At 55.5% G+C, this 19,925-nt stretch carries 6 protein-coding genes; 3 read left to right on the top strand and 3 right to left on the bottom strand.

The window, feature by feature from the left end:
- The first annotated feature begins 674 nt into the window (after positions 1-674).
- The gene (locus GOW16_RS15275; protein ID WP_170416496.1) at positions 675-10,472 is read left to right on the top strand and encodes a non-ribosomal peptide synthetase/type I polyketide synthase; all 9,798 of its coding nucleotides are present in this window, start codon (positions 675-677) and stop codon (positions 10,470-10,472) included.
- Here GOW16_RS15275 and GOW16_RS15270 read toward each other — a convergent pair.
- Genes GOW16_RS15270 through GOW16_RS15260 form a run of 3 tightly spaced genes read right to left on the bottom strand, consistent with a single transcriptional unit; the run spans position 10,469 to position 16,138 of the window.
- Entirely contained in the window at positions 10,469-12,115 is a 1,647-nt protein-coding gene (locus GOW16_RS15270; protein WP_170416494.1) for a hypothetical protein, read from the bottom strand. The genes GOW16_RS15275 and GOW16_RS15270 overlap by 4 nt on opposite strands.
- Positions 12,112-13,653, bottom strand: coding sequence for a glucosamine inositolphosphorylceramide transferase family protein (locus GOW16_RS15265; RefSeq protein ID WP_170416493.1), 1,542 nt, complete (start codon positions 13,651-13,653; stop codon positions 12,112-12,114). The genes GOW16_RS15270 and GOW16_RS15265 overlap by 4 nt, the downstream gene beginning before the upstream one ends.
- On the bottom strand, positions 13,643-16,138 hold the full coding sequence (locus GOW16_RS15260; protein ID WP_170416491.1) for a condensation domain-containing protein: 2,496 nt from the start codon (positions 16,136-16,138) through the stop codon (positions 13,643-13,645). The genes GOW16_RS15265 and GOW16_RS15260 overlap by 11 nt, the downstream gene beginning before the upstream one ends.
- Before the next feature lie 287 nt (positions 16,139-16,425).
- On the opposite strand from GOW16_RS15260, the gene GOW16_RS15255 reads away from it, so the two are divergent.
- Together GOW16_RS15255 and GOW16_RS15250 are read left to right on the top strand one after the other, a co-directional pair.
- The gene (locus tag GOW16_RS15255; RefSeq protein WP_170416489.1) at positions 16,426-17,697 is read left to right on the top strand and encodes a polysaccharide biosynthesis/export family protein; all 1,272 of its coding nucleotides are present in this window, start codon (positions 16,426-16,428) and stop codon (positions 17,695-17,697) included.
- Positions 17,694-19,913, top strand: a complete 2,220-nt coding sequence (locus GOW16_RS15250) for a GumC family protein (RefSeq protein ID WP_170416487.1) — start codon at positions 17,694-17,696, stop codon at positions 19,911-19,913. Before GOW16_RS15255 ends, GOW16_RS15250 begins: the two co-directional genes overlap by 4 nt.
- The last annotated feature ends 12 nt before the right edge of the window (positions 19,914-19,925 follow it).

Below are 19,925 nucleotides of genomic sequence, written 5' to 3'. Positions count from 1 at the left end.
GGCCCGTACGCTGCTGCTAACACGCCCGCGACACCGATGTGGAATTGAGACTCTCTGCCGAACAACAAGGGTGGCAAGAGTTGTAACGTTCCAATTCGTTGTATGCTGCTTCTTGGAAGTATTCCAGATTATCAGAACCTTAGACTGTTCCGAGGTTTTACCCCAAAGGCGCGCAACATGATCGCGTAGCTTCGCAGACGGGTCGAATCGTTAAACTCTTCACGTTTTAGATTGGCCGAGGTTGTAAGCACGGGCAGGAACGCGCGCGACTTTTGTGTCTAAAATGGAAACAATACCAATCCAAGAGTCCACATTAGACTGCGCTTCATGGTTGAGTGCTAGGTACAGTCACTGCTTACAGGTGAACCCATGCGCTGCGAGACATAGTTTTCCATTTAGTTTTCAATGTTATGTAGGTCATGCTACCAGAGCTTGAAACATCCGTTCCGCGCTGGTTTCAACCTGACACAGCGAAGAGTCGACAGCCACACAGTCATGCAATACCCTAGCCTCCATCCAATTCGTTATTATTTGCCGACGTTTTTCGCCTGAGGGGGTGTATGCAAATTTCGTAGGGCAAGGCCGAAGGCGTGGTTTTATTGCGTCGAGCGCTGCGAGATCCCCTCTGATTGTTGTGTGGGGTTGCTATGTTAAATGGTGTTGCTGAAGGCTCATTGCGTTCATTGAAATTTGATCCAGCGCTGGACTTGTATCAGAGCTTTTTGCGAGTTTGTTCTATCGTACCGGATAAAGTCGCCCTGATGGGTGGTGGTCGGCAGTATACGTATGCAGAGGTGGCGGCCGCCGCAGACAGAATAGCCAGTCACTTGATGAGCCGGGGCGTACGACCTGGCGACAATGTCGTGATGATTACGGATCGAACGCCTGAGGCCATCCTGACCATGTGCGGGATTATGCGCGCAGGCGGCGTCTATGTCCCCTTGGATCCCGCATACGATTCCAAGCAATTGGGTTATGTGGTGGGGGACTCAAAGCCTTCGGCGCTCCTGTGGGAAGAGCCCTATGAAAACTTGGCAATTGAGTTTGCTTCGGGCGACATTCCCCGCCTGAACATTCGGGAAATGTTGAATTCTGAACCTGCGGTCAATCACTATTTTCCGACCAGAGCAGGCGGCGATTCCTGCTATATCATGTATACATCTGGATCGACCGGGCAGCCGAAAGGTGTGGTTCTGCCTCATAGGGCCATTACCCGCTTGGGATATGATCAACCGACTGGTCAGATGAAACCCGGAGATGTGTCTCTGGCCAACTCGACCATTGCTTGCGACGTTTCGACCTGGGAAATCTGGGCGCCTCTTTTGAACGGCGGAGCGGTCGCTGTTGTCACCGAACCGAAACCTGCTTTGGGCGTTTTGGCTGAGACGATCTCGCGCTACGACGTCAATGTCGCTTACTTCTATACCGGGTTGTCGCATCTGATGATCGAGCATCATCTGGATGCGCTGGGTGGGTTGAGACAGTTTGGTGCCGGCGGCGATGTCTTGTCTTCTTCGCATGTGCGCCAATTGATGAATGCCTATCCGGACATCGAAGTCATCAACGGGTATGGCCCGACTGAAAATTCGGTATTTACCACGATGCATCTTGTGACGTCGGAAGATCTGGACGGTGGGTCCATACCCATCGGCCTGCCAACAGGCCATTGCGAGTGTTTTGTTGTCGATGAAAATTATAAGGAGCTGCCGATTGGGGATGTGGGACAACTGGTGGCCGCAGGTCCCGGCGTTGCAACAGAATACCTCAACAAGCCTGAACGTACCGCAGAGTCGTTTATTCCAGATCCGCGCCAGGGTCGCAGTGGCCAAGTCTACCTGACCGGAGATCTGGCCCGGTGTCGTGACAACGGTGTTTACGAGTTTCTCGGGCGCGTCGACAGACAGGTAAAGATCGGCGGGCGCCGCATTGAGCTGGATGAGATCGAACACCATCTGCGTGAAATTCCAATGTTGGTCGACGCCGCCGTTGCGCTGATTACCGCAAAAACAGGCGATAAGCGGATCGCTGCATTTTTGAAACCCGCGGGGGAAATGCCTGCGGATCAAAAGGCCTTTACTAGCGATGTTATGGATGAACTGGGCAAGGTGCTTCCGGACGGATGCCTGCCTCGGGTGAACCGGGTGCTGGCCGAGTTTCCTTTGACCGTCAACAGCAAGATCGACCGCAAAGCATTGGTGCGCAGTGTTGAGGCACCTGAGGACGAAGCCGAAACCGATACCGTTGTTGCGTTCCGCTCGAAGCGCACCAGGATGGGCGCGACCGAAGTACAAGCGATCATTGCCAAGGTCTATGACGAACAACTTGGTTGTGGCCCTTTGAACGAGTTTGCAACTTTTTTCGAGGCTGGCGGCACATCTTTGCAACTTATAAGCGCGCATGCAGAAATCACGAAGCGTTTGGGCGTGACTTTCGACATCACCCTGATGTTTGAGACGCCACGATTGGGGCCATTGTCGACAGCGATTGCGGATCTTGCTGTAAAAGGCCCTGTAGATGTGACGAGTGCAGATCCCCAGCCGGAACGTCACGAAGTAACCTCTGTCCAACCAGACCTGCCAGAAGACGCAGTTGCCATTGTTGGCATGGCCGCAAAGCTGCCCGGTGTGAACTCACTGGATGAGTTTTGGAAACATATCCGGAACGGCGACAACTTGATCAAGCCATTCCAAGCAGAAGAACTGGACGACAGTTTCTCGCCCGAGGAGCGGGCAAAAGACAGCTATGTTCCTGTCCGTCCGGGCTTGCCCGATGCGGGCATGTTCGATGCCAAATTCTTTGGCATGCACGCCCGAGAGGCTGCCGTCACCGACCCTCAGGCGCGTATTTTTTTGGAGATCTGCTATCACGCGCTAGAAGACAGTGGACATGATCCGTGGCGAATGCACATGCCCGTGGGAGTTTATGCAGGGTGCTCAATGAACACCTACCTGATTCACAATGTTCTGGGTGACCGAAAAGGATCAGAGGACTTCACGTCGAATTATCAGACCGGAAAGTTTGCCGAAATGACCGGAAACCTGGGCGATTGCCTGGCGACCCGGGTGTCCTACAAGTTGGACCTCAAGGGTCCATCTATGACGGTTCTGACAGCCTGTTCCAGTTCATTGACTGCGGTATCTCAGGCGATGATGGCCCTGCGGTCCCGGCAATGTGATATGGCTTTGGCTGGTGGGGTTTCGATCACCTTTCCGCAAAATCGCGGGTATGTTGCGCAGGAAGGCGGGCTTGCGTCGGATGATGGCGTTTGCCGCCCGTTTGATGCGCAAGCCAGCGGAACGGTGTTTGGGCATGGCGCCGGTGTCGTGGCCTTGCGGCGCTTGAAGGACGCTGTTGCCGACGGAGACCATATCCACGCGGTTATCCGTGGTGCTGGCATCAATAATGACGGGGCCGACAAGATCTCGTACACTGCGCCAACCGTAGTTGGGCAAGCTGATGCAATCCGCCGCGCGCATGAGGATGCAGGCATAGCGCCTGGTACTGTGTCGTACATTGAATGCCACGGAACGGCGACCCCACTGGGTGATCCGATTGAAATTAAAGGATTGCGTCAGGCCTTTGGGGACGTGCACTCTGATGGTGGATGCACGTTGGGTTCTGTCAAAGGGAATATCGGCCATCTGGACGCGGCGGCAGGGGTGGTCGGGGTGATAAAGACCGCGCTGATGCTGACTCACCGCACAATCCCACCGGTGGCAAATTTCAGCACGCTGAATTCACGGATCGAATTGGATGGATCGGGGTTCAGGGTCCCGGACTCTGTGTCTGAGTGGGCACAGGATGGTCCATTCCGAGCGGGCGTCAGTTCATTCGGAGTAGGTGGGACCAATGTGCATTTGGTGATGGAAGAAGCTCCGGGTCTACCGCGCGATGCAGAGGATCGTTGTGTTCAGGCGATTGTTTTGTCCGCCAAGACACCTGAGGCACTGACTGAAATGCAGGATCGGTTGGCCGACGCGCTGGAACAGCCCGACGCACCACACTTGGCTGATGTCGCCTATACGCTACAGGAAGGCCGCGCTGAATTTGAATTCCGTCAGGCCGTTGCCGGAGGTGATCGGGCAGAGGTGGTGAACGCGCTGCGTTCGGCGCCGGCTGTGCGAAAGCCGGTATTGCAGGATAACCCGTCGGTTGCATTCATGTTCCCTGGTCAGGGCTCTCAATACCCCGGCATGGGCAGTGGGTTGTACCGTGCTGAGCCCGAGTTTGCTCGGTGGATTGATCAGGGTGCGGAAATCCTGCGCCCTGTTCTTGGAATGGACGTCAAAACAATGCTCTGCTTTGGCGATCCTAGCGACCAGGATCTTGCGCGCGCGCTGCGCGAAACCCGACTGACGCAGCCCGCTTTGTTCCTGACCCAATACGCCTGTGCACGTTTGTGGATGGCCCGAGGGGTGACCCCGGCAGCGATGATCGGGCATTCGGTTGGTGAATTCACAGCCGCGGCGCTTGGCGGCGTGATGGACTTTGAAACAGGCCTGTCAATCATCGCAAAACGTGGGCAGTTGATGCAGGCTCAACCCGGCGGCGCGATGCTGTCGGTACGCGCGCGGCTTGACGAACTTGAGGCGCATCTGGACGAAACTGTCGATATTGCTGCGTGCAACGCGCCGCGCCTAAATGTGCTGGCCGGCGAATTTGATGCGATTGATGCGATTGAGGAACGACTGAAGGCGGCCGACATACCATGTACGCGCCTGCACACGTCTCATGCCTTCCACTCTCGTATGATGGATCCGGTTTGTGATGCGCTCGAAAGCGCGATTGCAGAAACGAGATTGCGACCAACGCGAGTTCCATATGTCAGTTGTGTCACCGGCGACTGGGTGACCGACGGTCAATGCACCGATCCGGCCTATTGGGCCAATCAAGCGCGCGCTGCGGTGAACTTCGGTTTGGCTATATCCAAGCTTACGGAAGACGGACCAACCGCATTGCTTGAGGTCGGCGCGGGAAACACGCTTTCGGCATTCAGCGCACAAACCCTGTCCCGTGATGCATCAGTTGCGATCGTGCAATCCCTTCCGGACCATACGCGCCCGCAAACCGACGAAGTGGCGATGGCGACAGCAATGGGCCGTTTGTGGAGCTGCGGAGTTCCAGTTGAGTGGGACAAGCTCGGTCAGCGCGGCAACAAACGAGTGCCGCTGCCAACCTATCCGTTTCAGCGCAATCTGCACTGGGTGGATGGCCCCGCATCTTCGAACACGGCGCGGCAAAACGCTGTGGCCGCTCAGTCCCCGTTGCCGATGAATTCTGTTTCTAGCGGCAGTGAGATGCCGGCTGTGCCAGGTTCAACTCCTGCCGAGCCGATTGATCGCAGGTCGCGATTGACCAACGAAGTTCTGGCTATTTTGAGGGATGTGTCTGGCGAAGATCTTGGGCCGGATGACGCAACGGCTACTTTTTTGGAACTTGGGTTTGATTCCCTTTTTTTGGGGCAGGTTACCCAACGACTTACTGCGGATTACGGGGTCGATCTGACATTCCGCCAATTGCTGGCCAATTATCCGACGACTGCGGCGGTGGTGGATTATCTGGATGAAGCCATGCCAGTTGAAACCGTTGTACAGGAACCCGATACGGTCGTACCTGCTCGGTCGGGCAATGCAGCGCCTGCCGTTACTTTGGGCGCGACCACTTCGTCGGGGAGTGATCAGCCACCCGGCGATGGATCGGTGGCCTCGGTCCTGCAGGCGCAGGTTTCTGCGATGCAGACATTGTTTGCGCAGCAGCTTCAGGTGTTGTCCGGTGTTCAGCCGAAGGCGGCTGCTGACACAGCCAGCGTGCCTCTGGTTTCAGCCCGGTTGCAAGCCAAGGACGTAGACGAAGGGTCAGCAAAGTCCAAGTCGAAATCCGGATTTTCGATCGGTCGCGCGACCAATGCGTCCGGCGGTGAATTGTCACCCGAGCAATTGGCTTTTGCACAGGACCTTGCTGCTCGCGTCAGCGCACGGCACGCCAAATCCAAGGATTACGTCCAGAGCTATCGGCATGTCATGGCTGACCCACGATCGGCTGCGGGCTTCCGTTCCGAGTGGAAAGAGATGGTGTTCCCGATTGTATGTGACCGTTCGAAGGGATCGCGGATTTGGGACATCGACGGTAATGAATTCATTGATCTGGTCAACGGTTTTGGGCAGACGGCGTTCGGTCATTCTCCGGACTTTGTTGTTGATGCCGTGGCCAAACAGATGGAACGGGGGTTTGCCATTGGTCCCCAAAGCGATTTGGCCGGTCCGGTGGCTGAACGGTTTGCAAAGATTGTGGGCCACGAGCGGGCAACGTTCTGCAATACAGGGTCCGAGGCGGTGATGGCCGCCATGCGATTGGCCCGTGCTGTCACAGGCCGGGAACGCATTGTAGTCTTCGGTAACGACTACCATGGTCAATTTGACGAGGTTCTGGTCAAAGGCAAAAGTCGGGGTGGTGACACCCCCGCGGCGCTGCCCATTGCGCCGGGCATTCCTCGATCCAGCCTCTCAAACATGGTCGTTCTGCCCTATGGTGTGGCGGAAAGCGCGGCGTGGATTCGCGAAAACATCGACGATATTGCAGCCGTCATCGTTGAGCCTGTGCAAAGTCGACATCCCGAACTGCGTCCCAAGGACTTTGTGCGCGAGTTGCGTGAGATCACGGGCGAAAACAGCACCGCGCTGGTGTTTGATGAGGTCGTCACCGGTTTTCGTGTTGGTCTCCGAGGTATGCAGGGAGAATGGGATATACAGGCGGACATGGCCACCTACGGCAAGGTGGTCGGGGGTGGTATGCCAATCGGCATGCTGGCTGGCTCTGCCCGGTTCATGGACGCACTGGATGGCGGCATGTGGCAGTACGGCGATGACTCAGTGCCCGAGGCGTCTCCGACCTTCTTTGCGGGAACCTTTGTACGCCATCCACTAGTGGTTGCAGCTGTTGGTGCAACACTGGATCATATTGAGGCGCACGGCGAAGACCTCTGGCAAGGCACTGCCGAGCGCACGGCCAAAGCCGTCGGTCAGATGAATGACATACTTGAGGCACGCGGCCTGCCACGCTTGCTGGAAACTTATTCCAGTTGGTTCATACCGAACTTGACGGATCACGATCCAAACGCGGCGCTGTTCTTCCCTCTGATGAGGATGGCTGGCGTTCATTTGCAGGTTGGCTATCCGTGCATCTTTACGACAGCCCATTCCGACCAAGACTTCCAGGCGGTTGTGACAGCGTTCGAATCCAGCGTTGATACACTCAGGTCTGTTGGAATCTTGGTGGGCGACTGTGAAGCACGCCCCGCCGAGCCTGTGCCACTAGTCGGTTCACCGACCAAGAGGATCCCGCTGACCGAAGCACAGCGCGAAGTTTGGATGACCAGCCAGCTTGGCGCGCGCGCTTCTTGTAGTTTCAACGAAAGCGTATCTCTGCGACTCCAGGGCCCGCTGGATTCAAAGGCGCTTCAGCACGCGCTGAACCGGGTGATCGAAAGACATGACGGATTGCGGATGGTCTTCGCCAAAACCGGAGAAACCTTCGACATCCTCGAACCGTACGAATTGCCTTTGGCGCTGGAGGATCTGAGTGCTCAGGCTGATCCCCAAGCAGGATTGGATGAACTAGTAAAACGGGACTCATCAACTGAAATCGACCTGATTTCAGGCCCACCTTTGCGTGCTTTTCTTGCCCGTTTGTCTGAAGAAGACCATGTACTGGTGATAAACGCGCATCACATCGTGTGCGACGGTTGGTCATTTAATGTGCTGGGTTCGGATCTTGCGGCGTTTTATGCCGAAAAGGTAATGGGCCTGTCCGTCGATCTGGCGCCGGCACCGTCGTTTGCCGCTTATGCTGCCGCGCAAGCCAGCAAGCAAAATCTGGCACCAACAGAGACCTACTGGCGGAAACAGTACGCAGAACCCGTTGAGCTGCCAGAAATCCCAACCGACCGACCCCGGCCTGCCATCAAAACTTTCGCCGGCGCATCATGTACCGCGTTCATACCGGAAGACATCTCTCAGGCCGCAAGAAAGGCTGGTGCGGCGCATGGGTGCACGCTGTTTGCCACATTGTTCGCGTCGCTGCAGATTGTTTTCGGACGCCTGACAGGATCAAATGATCTGGTCTTGGGTGTTCCAACCGGTGGTCAGGCGCTGCTGGATAACAGCGATATGGTTGGTCATTGCGTGAATTTCCTGCCCATCCGCACCATCCAGGACCCAAACGTGCCAGCAGCTGAGTTTCTATCCCAGGTGCGAGACAAGGTCATGAGTGCTTTCGACCATCAGGAATACACGTACGGAACGCTTGTGCGCGATCTGGATATAGAACGCACGCTGAACCGTCTTCCCTTGACCGAGATCCAGTTTAACCTCGAGCGCCTGAGCGAAGCCGTTGAGATGGGGCCGCTAAGGGCAACCATGTCGCCGAATCCAAAATCAGCTGCCAATTTCGATCTGTTCTTCAACGTGGTCGAGCGTAGAGATGGGTTGCGCGTTGATGTTGACTACAACGCCGACGTGTATGACGAAGACACTGTCTTGCGGTGGATCGGGTATTTTGAATCGGTTTTGACCGATCTGGCCTCTGACACCATGCGGCCGCTTTCCGAGATCGCGGTTCAGCCCACAGAAGAACGCGACTGGATGATCGAAACCGTCAATCAAACGGCTGAAGACCTGCCTCAGATGCCGACATTGCACGAGCTTGTTTCCAGAACCGTGAAGTCTCGTGGTGACGCGGTCGCGGCCGAGGACAACAACGAAAAGCTCACGTACAGTGAATTGGATCGGCTGAGTGACGCGATTGCCGCTGATATTCAGGCGCAAGTGCATGGGTTCGGAGGGCGTGTTGCCGTTGCAATGACCCGCTCGGTTCGGTGTTTGGCGGCTTTGCTTGGCGTTATGAAAAGTGGCAACGCTTACGTCCCCATTGATTATGCCCAACCGGCGTCTCGGTTGCGTATGATCCTTGAGGCGGCAGATGTGTCAGCGATCCTGCATGATCAAGCTACATTGCCTGAGTTTGCGCAAGATCTTGATCTGATCGAGTTGCAAATTGACCGGATCAAGCCAGGTGGTATTCCGGCTTTGGTAAGGGATCAGGTCGATCCGACCGCCTATGTGATGTTCACATCGGGCTCGACCGGCGCGCCCAAGGGGGTCGAGATTGGCCACCGTGCAGTTATCAACTTGCTGACATCCATGGCGCATGAGCCCGGCTTCGACCAAAGCTCGGTTATGCTGTCGGTGACGACCACGATGTTCGATATCTCTGTGTTGGAGCTGTTCCTGCCGTTGCTGCAAGGTGGTCAGGTCGCCATCGCAGCGCAGGAAGATGTTTTGGACGGTTTCCGGTTGGTTGAACGTCTCAAACGCGGTGATGTCACACATATCCAGGCCACACCCACCCTGTGGACGATGCTTTTGGAGGCTGGGCTGGAGCCCGGCGCTGGGCTGACCCTGTTGGCAGGGGGCGAGCCGTTGCCGGCGGATCTGGCAGCGAAACTGCTGGCCCATGGCGCAGACCTTTGGAACGTGTATGGCCCAACCGAGACGACCATTTGGTCGGCCATATCCCGGGTCAACTCTGATGATCCAATCACGATCGGCCATCCGATTGCCAACACCGAGTTGCATGTTTTGGGCGCTGATGACGCACCGCTGCCTATCGGTGCAGTGGGAGAGCTGAACATTGGTGGAGCAGGCCTGGCCAAAGGGTATTTCCGCCGGGATGACCTGACCAAGGCGGTATTCCGAGACGTGAGTCTGAACGGGCGGTCCCGGACGCTGTATAAGACCGGTGACCTAGCCCGCCGCCTTGCCGATGGTTCGATTCAGGTTATGGGGCGCAATGATGGTCAGATCAAGTTGCGTGGTTTCCGTATTGAATTGGGCGAGATCGAGGCTGCGATGCGCGCAATCGCCGGCGTTCAGGCTGCGGCCGCCGCGTTGCGGCCATCGCCGCGCGGCGACACCCAGCTGGTCGGATACATCGTGGCCGCACCCGGACATGATCCCAAGCCAGAACATTTAAGCGCAGCCTTGGCGGATCGACTGCCCAATTATATGGTTCCGTCTGCTTGGGTTTTCCTGCGCAATCTGCCCAAAACAGGCAACGATAAGCTGGATCGAAAAGCGTTGCCTGATCCCGACGTTAAGGCCACAGTGACGGCCCTTTACACCGAACCCGGAACCCCAACCGAAAAGAAAATGGCCAAGATTTGGGAAGATGCATTGGGGATCGAGAACATCTCGACCTCGCAGACCCTGTTTGCTCTCGGCGCGGATTCTCTGACGGTGTTCCGGATTGCGGCGCGTATGATTGATGCCGAATTGAACGTCGAGGCGCGGCACCTGCTGGAGTACCCTTCAATTGCGCGGCTTGCGGCATTTATCGATAGCCGGACCGAAGATGATAGCGCGCCGCGCAAGCCATCGCTGAAATCCTACCGGCGTGGTGCGCGACGTGGCCTTTAGTCGGATAGGGTGGTTTCTGAGGTTTCAGCAGCTGGTCCCGATATCTTGATCCGCCGCGTGGTAAAGCTGTCACCATTGGGGCCGGCCGGTGCGATTTCAAAGTCGATGGTATCGCCCGGCTGCAAGTCCAGAGCAAGCTCGGGCAGAGAATAACGGTCCGTCGTGATGCCGTCTTCCGTCAAATCGTTATCGTTGTGGCGTATGAACAAACGCGACGGTTCTGTTTTTGTCTCGGTCTGCCACCAGCCGTTGATGGTATGCCGTCCGGCAGCTTGGGCTGTAAACCGTTCAATGACTGAATAGGGTTTGTCATCAAACCGTGCCGTCGTGATGCCGTCAAAGCCGACGTTCAGCGGCGACAGGTCTGGGGCACCCAGAAAGCTGGGCCATCTCCAGTCGATGACCTCCAACGGAACGATCCCAACTTCGGGCCGCCGCACAAAGTAGCTCCAAGGTGGCTGGTTGAACTGATACTGAGTGTCAGCAGTATTGCCCGGAGAGATTAAGCGGACTTCCAGATCTTGCCCTGTGATCACTACAGGTGTGTCGGACAAGGCGGAAATCGCCTCAATCGGCCGACCTCTCGTGTCGAAGTAGTCAGCTGTTCCCGAGATTTCGATCTCTGCACCGCTGCCCCAAAGGACAAAGCCATTCCCTCCATCTCCGAATTCATACACATGGGACGTGTTTATCGTGGCGCGGGTGGCGGGACGTCCAAGGGGCAAAAGGGTGTTCTGTAACAGCTCAAATGCGTCCGCGGCAGGTTTGCGGTTTCGGGCATTCTCGTCCAGCAGGCCCATATTTGGCCACCATTCCTCATCCAGCAGTGCGTACCAGTAGGCATCAGTGACGCCTGACGCGGCCAGTTGTGAAACCATCTTCACCATATAGTCCGGGGCGTCGTTCGGGTCGTCGAACCAGTGGCCGAATTCGGTCACATAAATTGGTCGAGCACGCCCGAATTCCTCCATCAAAGATGTCAATCGGCTCAGCTCGATCAGCAGGGTATCGGGGTTGTCACGGTAAGGATGCACTGAGATCGCATCGCAAGAATCTAATCCACCGGCTTGAAAGAACGCACGATAAAATCCGATGGCAATTGTATTCAAACCCGAACACATGATGCGAGCTTTTGGGTGATCCTGATCAAGCCGGTCGCGGATTGTACGAACCAATGCAGCAAAGTAAACAGGTGGGTTTTCGGTAAACGGACCGCTGACGAAATCATCTGCATTCACTTCGTTGCCGATTTCGATCTGTACGTTGTTCACGCCGTAGTGGCTGAAGATTGCACTGATCCAGGCCGCCATTGCCTCGCGACCTTCTTTGCTGTGCGGGGTATCACCGTTGTCGTAAAGGGGATGGGTGTCCGTGACAACGATCAAAGGGGTCATGCCCTGGTTGATGATGGGCAGCATGTATCTGTCGGCCACGTCAAAGCTATAAACGCCTGGCTGTTTTTCTGCAGTGACCCAACCGATTTCGTCCCGCAAATGCGTGGCACCCATGTCTCGGGCTAGGCGGATGGATGAATTGCTCCATCCCTGCTCCATATGAGTCTGAACACCCAGGTGAAACGGTATGTCCTCGGCAAGTGCCGAGGTGACCAGAAACAGTCCGGGGATCATCGCACGCCAGTTCATTCTGCGCCGCTCCAGTCGATGACAATCTGGTCACCAACGACACTCAGGTGATGCATCCCGCTGACTCCGGGCCTGTCATCGGGCGTGAATTGCCGGACGAGGCGTTCTTCGTAACAGTGTTCGTCCAGCCGCATAATTTCCATGATGTTCAGGCCATAGCCGTACACACCATGGCTGTTGTTCTGAGACGGTCGGAATAGTCTATTTCCCTGTCGGATCACCGATCCCGCATTTCGCGCGGACTCAGATCCAAACACGACTGGGTTATCCGGGTGTGGCTTTATCTTGTTCAAGCCCGGCCCGTCGATTTCAAAGAGGTACAGCTCACTGGAGTGATCCTGGAAAGCATAGTGATCGGACAAGTTGGTCAACAACCACCAGCGTTCGTCATTGTCGCGAAACAGGCTGGATTCAGCCAAATATTGTCCCTCGAATGCAGTCGCGTGCAGTTCCCATTCGTCCGGAAACCGGGTCGCTCGCCAGACTTCAAGCCGTCGTGCGGATTGCGTTTCCGGCATCATAAAAATGGACTGCCCGTCCCGAAACACGAAGGGAAATGACAGGTGATAGGGGCGCTTTAAGGCGGTCACTGGCTGTTCCAGGCAATCCCCGTTCAGGCGTGCGACTTCGATCCAGCCGTTGTGATTATCCGCATTCATCGCCTCATAAAACACCCAGCGGTTTCCTTCGTGCTCGAACAGGAACGGGTCGGCCATTACAAATGCAGATCGGGGTAGGGCGACGGCGTGTCGTGGGTGGAAACCAGAGATTGGCCCGGTGCTGCTTCCCAACTGCCAAAAGTGACGAGCTTTGCCGGATCGGGCCAGACGTTCGGACCTGATCTTTTCCGCGACAACAGATGCAAAATTGCCCGCGTAAGTCCAGGCCGAGTCAAATTCCGGTTTTTGGGCTTCAGCCGGGCGCAAATCATCGGCATCTGGCAACGACTGGTCTTGCGCCAGTCCGGCCAGCGCATGCATCATGAACAAAACGGATTTCTCGGCGACAAAAGCACCTGTCAGAACGGCACCTGGCTTGCGGTTGTAACTTGTTTGTCGCCACAGCCGGAGCGTGGGGTCCTCATAGGACCGAGTGAGGATGTTGACCTCGACCCGCGGGGCGCATGTCGCGCCCGACACCATGACCGCGTTAAACGGGTCTGCCATTCCGCCATAGGTCAGGGACCATTCGCCAAGCGTCAATTGCGCAAGCTGGTATTCCGTCAGCGAAACTGGTCCAAGCGCTAGCGCAAGTTCTGCCCGGTCCTGCGTGTAAGGCAGAGAACCAAGGTAGTCTTCAGCAGATTGAGTATCGTACGGCAGGATCCGGTGTGCGGCCATCATGCTTTCGGCGATTTTCACAAATCGCGTCAGAAACGTTCCTGACGGGTCATGTCGATTATCCCCTCCGATGATCTGGCCGGTGATCTCAAAGCGCCCATCGCTGCGCAAACGGTCAATCAACAACGCTTGCCAGTCTTGCAGGCGCAACCCCTCCTGAGGCGTGACAATCGCGATCCGCAGCCGTTTAACCCGCACGGCTGCTCTCCAACCGATGCGCTTTTGCGTCCAGTACTTCGGAAATCCGGCTAAATCCGGAACGCATCAAGGAATCGCCATGCCAGCCATTTACCGGATAGACCGCAGTATCAGCCGGCAGCAGATCCGACCACCCCAGGACACCGTCCTTGGGAACCATGGCCTGAGACCGAGTTGTGAAAAGGACGGCTTCTCCCCGGAAAGGCTGAAACCGATAAAAACGAGTCAATTCCACCAACACATCGACGGTGTCATCTACCAGTTCAGCGGTGCTGGTTTTGGTCGGTACGAGTTTCAGTGGCGACAGGATGCGTTGGGCGAAATTATACTGGCCAAGCAAATCCGCCGTTCCGATTTCTCCGCGCCATCTGAGACCCAGATAGTACCGAAACCGGCGTATTCGAATGACCCATTTGTCGCGCGTGCGTTGGAGCCCGGAAAACTGGTGAACCGCGCCCGGAGCCCAGGTGTCTATCATAGCAACGCAGCGCACAGATTCACCCAATACCTGCAGCTGTTGCGCCAATCTAAGCGCGACACGTCCATCCACACACAAACCACAGAGTAGAATCTCACGTCCGCCATAACGGCTCTGAACAAGCGAGGCGGCGATTTCAATTGCGGGATCAAACCCTGACTTAGCCAAGTTCATTAGCTGCGCCCGATGGGCGATACCCAAGTTCGCGACAGCGCAATCTGAATAAATTTCGGCGCCCAAAGAATGATAGAGAAACGGCTGGTTGACGGTCAGCAGAACCGGTGCCGATTCTGTGGATGGCTTTAGCTCGGCCATTTCCCAGATGCCATTGACTTCCTGTCCGGATGGAGGGGGGTCGTAGTGCTCCATAGTTGGTTCGATCTGACCCAGCATGCCGGTTAAACCGTCCAATGTCGGATCATTCAGAAACGCATGCAATGTGGGTCGGGTACCGAACGTTTCACCAACGCGCGAAAGCATTTGCAACGCCAGCACGGAATACCCGCCCATATCAAAGAAATCGCCGTCCACCTGTTCAACAGGCAGTGCCAGAATATCAGACCACAGCGCCGCGAGCCGAGGTTTGATCCTGCTCGGCGGTTGCACTGGTTTTACAATGGATGTTGGGACGTCAATTTTTAAAGGTTCAGGGTTGTTCTGGGGCGAACATACAGGCGCGATACCCGCAATAGGCGCATTGTCGCGATGCATCAGAGTGTGAAAAACCTCTAACAGAAGGTTTGAAAAATCCTGAATCGTGGCTTCGTCAAACAGGTTCCCGTTGTAGTCGACGACCATACGCCAGCCCGAGTTGCGTCCGACGATGTTGACGTTGAGATCGTACAATGTGCCAGGTGAATGTGATTGAACCGAAACCAGTTCAACATCGCCATAGGCGCGTTCATTCAAAAATGCGCGCTGAAGGTTGAACATGATTGAAACCAAAGGAATCTTCAGTGGATCCCGAGGCGGGTTCAGTGTTTGTACCAGCTTATCAAAGGGCAGCGTTTGATGGGCAAGAGCACCATTCACGATATCGCGGATGGACCTGCTGTGGTCGACCAGGGACGTGTCCGCATCCACTTCGGTTCGCATGACAACCGGGTTGGTGAAAATCCCGATCAACGGCTCAAGATCAACTTCCATCCGACCGGCTACCTGTATGGCAAAGCTGACGTCGCTGCGTCCGGAAAACCGCTCTAGCGCGATGCTGAATGCCGACACACCCAGCGCAAAGACCGAGGTTTCCAGTTCCTTCGCGGTTTCCGCGAGGTTGGCCTCGAAGTCGAAGGGCAGGTCGGTTGCCAGCGATTTGTTATTGGGCTCGGCGGCTACGCGCGGACGATCAAGCGGCAGTTCAAAATACTCCATCCCGCGCAGGGTGCTCTGCCAATAGTCCTTTTCCTCCTCCATTGCGCCGCTTGCTTCGTAGTCCGCAAGCCACATCGAATAGTCACCGTATTGCAGGGCCAGGTCCGGTAGTTCAGGCTCTGCCCCTGCCAAAATAGCCTGAAGATTGGTTCCCAACTCATGACCAAGCACACCGATCGAGAACCCGTCAAACACGCTGTTGTGCACTGAAATCAACAAAGCGGCACATTCAGAGTCGATCGGCACCATCGCAACGCGAAACAAACATGGCTTCGACAGGTCGAATGGTTCCTCAGCATGCGCAATCGCAATCGAGTCAATTCGCGCGGCCCGGCTTTCTACCGGCACATTTCGTATGTCGACGAGGTCGAGTTTAAAATCGACCTGAGCGACAACCTCTTGCAAAGGTTCGCCGTCTTTTTCGACGAAGCGAGTGCGTAGGATCTCGTGGCGATCTACGATGTTTTGAAATGCTGCCTGAACAATGTCGCTTGTCACCGGCCCGCGCAATTCCCAACGAACGGCCAAATTCAACCCCTTATTTCCGGGGTGAATCTGTTCCATGAACCAGCACCGTTTTTGGGTAACGGACGTTGGAAACGTTCCAATAATCTGCTGCTGTTGCAATGCTTTCATCGTAAAACACTCCGCAGAACCCATTGCCCCGGACACGGAAGAATAATCGTCGCAGGCGTTAGCTGATCAAACTTTCCAGCGTGCTGCGAACCGGGCAAATGCGGTCACTCATAACTGAGGAAGAGTTTCTCCGCCGGGCTCACTCAAGTCAAATAAAACCGGCCCAAAAAGACCCTCTAGTCGGGGGGCTGCCACGCGATCTGGTGTTTTAGGCAGGCAAATCGATCCTGACAGACCGCAATAAATCGGTATCATGAATGCGTTGTTATTTAGTTGTAAGCGATTCGATGAGTTGGCTTGAGGGTTTTAATTTGGCCGCAGCGCGAAATGTCGTGCGTGGCGTTTGCGTGGTTTCCTTTTTCACCAGCGCAGCGATGGTTGTGGGCAGTGCCCAAGCCACTACTCCGGATGGCTATCTGATCCATGTCGGAGACGAGCTTGAGCTTGATATTCTCGATGATAACGATCCGCCGCAACGTTTCACTGTAGGGCGCGATGGCGAGGTGCAGTTGCCATTCATCGGCGGTTTGCAGGTTGCGTCTATCGCAGTTGGCGAGGCGCGGGACTTGATCCAGCGGACTTATGTGCAGCGCGAAATTTTTGTAAACCCCTCGGTCGAATTGTCCATCGCCAGTTTCCGACCGATTTCCGTTTTAGGCGATGTTCGAGACCCGGGAAATTTCGATTACCAACCTTTCATGACGGCTGAGCAGGCCGTCGGAATGGCCGGCGGGCCATCGATTTCCGCAAACAACGAAGAGGCTCGTGTTCTTGAGCGGCGCAACCTGAAGGGGATGTTGAACAGCCTTGAATACGACCTTGCCTTGGTTGCAGCGCAATATGCCCGTGCGCAGGCATTGTTGAAAGGAGAAGCCAGCCTCAGCTGGGCCAATCTCCCTCCGGATTTGCGCCCCGGTGTGAATCGCGAACTATTTGAAGAGCACAAGGCAAGTGAAGATCAGGTCATTGCTATTGAAACGCAAAACGCCACCACACAGCGCACCTCGTTGACGCAAGCTCTTGCCGAGGCAGAGAACCAGGTTTCGATCATGCAGGAGCGCGAAAAAGTTCAACGCCAAATCGTGAGTGTTTCGAAGCTTGAGTTGACGAGAATGCTTGACCTTGCTGGGCGCGGTCTGATCCCAAAGTTTGACGTAAGGCGCTTCGAACTGAGTGTCTCGCGCGCTCAAAGCGACCTGTTGGACCAACGCGAGAGACAGTCAGAGGCGATGATGGAGCGTGCCTCACTGGAAGGGCGGTTGTCTCAGTTCGATTCTGATCTGGAGCAGCGGCGTCTGACAGAAACGCAGAGATATTGGAATGAGATCAACAAGCTGATTTCAAATCGGGAATCGATTGAAGATCGTCTGGCCCTGCTGGACCAATGGGTGGCAGCCGCCTCGGGATTGGAGACTGAAGTTTTGTTGGAATACCAGGTCCGGCGACGCGAAAGTGGTGGAGTTCGGAAGCTGCGCCTTGAGCCCGATGATGAACTGTCTCCGGGTGATCTGCTGGTTATCGTGATGAGGCCACCGGAAATGCTGGGTGATGCCCAATGAACCTACGCAGAAATCCGGCCCAATCTGCGGCGCACGAAGCTGAGACACACACCAAAGTCGATCCCGGCTTTTTCGCGTATCAGCCCATCGACGTGATGTACCTGTTCACGATATTGCGGGTGAACGCACGTTTGATTTCGGCGGTTGCGATTGGTTGCGTGATCGCAATGTATATCTACCTGCTGTTTGTTCCTTCGGTTTACACGGCCTATTCGCAAGTCATTCTCGACACCCGCGAGGAAAGCATCTCTCCCGCGGAAGAAGTGGTTTCAGATCTCAGCATCAACAGTTCTGTTCTGGCTGGTGAGGTCGTGACTATCCGGTCGAATGTTCTGATTGGTGAAGTTGTCGATGAACTGGGCCTTTTGAACCATCCCCAATACGACCCGCGTCTGCCGCGCCGCGAAGATCTATTTTCATTGGCGAAACGCCTTATTCGGGGGGACGACCCCGCTCATGTCAAGGCGGCTACTATGTCCGAGGATATGCTGCGTTCGTTGGTCATTGATGAATTGCGTCAGGATCTTACGGTCAAGCAGATCGGCGTTTCGTATGCGATTGGGATCAGCTTCCAGAACACCAACCCCGTTTTAGCCGCCGACGTCGCGAATGCGATCGCCAATCAATACATAGAGAGTCAGCTTGATGCGAAATTGAACGCAACGCTGCGCGCCAATTCCTGGCTGTCTGACAGGCTGGCTGAACTGAGTGGCCAGTTGGAAGCCGCCGACGCCGCGGTTGTTGATTTCAAGGCAGAGATGATCGACATCGCCGATGGCAACGAAGAAAACATCAATCAACTTCTTGCCGAGCTCAACACCAGGCTGGTCGGCAGTGCAACAGAACGCGCAGATGCCGAAGTCCGACTGACGCAGGTAGAGGCGTTGCAGACAAACGGCGGTTTGCAGGCGGTGTCCGATGTGGTGACTTCACCGCTTTTGGAGACGCTAATTCGGCAACGGGCGGAACTGACAGCATCCCAAGCGCAATTGGCCAGTACGCTGGGTCGCAAGCACCCTGACATGGTGCGTATCAAAGCCCAGATCGCAAACATAAACAGAACGATCGACACCGAGTTGCAGCGGCGCATCGAAGAAATGCGGGGCGAGGTTATCGTGACCACAAATCGCGAGAATGCATTGCGCGAGCAAATCGCTGTAGTTTCTGTGCGTGCAGATTCACTGGCCAAGGCGTCGGTTCGGCTGAGCCAGTTGGAACGCGCGGCAAACGCAACGCGGCTGGTATACGAGAACTTCTTGTCCCGCTTCAAGGAAACCAGCGCGCAGGCAGACTTTCAATTGCCTGAGGCGCGGGTAATTGGCCGAGCCGAGGTGCCGACGGTCCCGTCCGGGCCGCGCAAAACGCTTCATATCATCGTTGCTTTCGTGTTCGGTTTGTCTGCTGCTATCGGGTTTGTTTTCCTGCGCAACCTGATCCGCGCGCCAGTCAACACGGCCAACGAATTACAGGAGCTTACCCACCGCCGTAATCTGGCCTTGCTTCCTTATGTCCACCACTTTGGCCACAAGTATAAATGGCTGCGCAATGAACTGTCTGGTGCTGAACATTCATCGTTCATGGAGAATGTACGAACCATTCGTACCTGCCTTTTTGGGCTTGGTAAAACACGCCAGCCCAAAGTAATAATGGTGACGTCTTCTCTTCCTGCTGAGGGGAAGTCATCGCTATGTTGCGCATTGGCGCGGACGATAAGCACAACCAGCTCTTCGGTGTTGTTGTTGGATGCGGATTTGCGCCATCCCGATGTGCGCAAGGCATTGGCCCTGCCTTCCCAGGGTGCTTGTTTGGCTGGCTATCTTAGCGGAGAGGAAAAGCTGAAAGACTTGCCAGTTCATTCTGAACTGGCGGGTGTCGACGTGATTTCGCCTTCGGTAGAAAGCGCCAATGCAGCCGATCTGTTGTCATCCAATTTGTTTACCGGTTTATTGAGCCGTATGCGCTCGCGTTACGATGTCGTGGTCGTCAACGCGCCGCCCGTCTTGCATTTGTCCGACGCGGTATTGCTAACCAAGCATGTCGATACAACGATTTTCACGGTGCGCAGCGGCAAAACCCCTTCCAAGGTCGTTCGAAACTCGATCATACGGCTTGAGGAAAACGGTGAGCCGGTATTTGGTACCGTTATGACTATGGTGCGCCGTGGCGACGCAGCGGCACGTGATCTTGGAACATATTCCTACAAGTACAATTACTGAAACAGGTGTTCG

This window comes from Ruegeria atlantica, from assembly GCF_013033965.1.
Classification (GTDB): domain Bacteria; phylum Pseudomonadota; class Alphaproteobacteria; order Rhodobacterales; family Rhodobacteraceae; genus Ruegeria; species Ruegeria atlantica_D.
Note: the sequence above shows the minus strand (reverse complement) of the source record. Positions and strands in the feature narration are given on the sequence as shown.

Coding starts and splice junctions, on each gene's coding strand:
- GOW16_RS15250 (WP_170416487.1), top strand. CDS start 17,694: ATGAACCTACGCAGAAATCCGGCCCAATCTGCGGCGCACGAAGCTGAG.
- GOW16_RS15255 (WP_170416489.1), top strand. CDS start 16,426: ATGAGTTGGCTTGAGGGTTTTAATTTGGCCGCAGCGCGAAATGTCGTG.
- GOW16_RS15260 (WP_170416491.1), bottom strand. CDS start 16,138: ATGAAAGCATTGCAACAGCAGCAGATTATTGGAACGTTTCCAACGTCC.
- GOW16_RS15270 (WP_170416494.1), bottom strand. CDS start 12,115: ATGAACTGGCGTGCGATGATCCCCGGACTGTTTCTGGTCACCTCGGCA.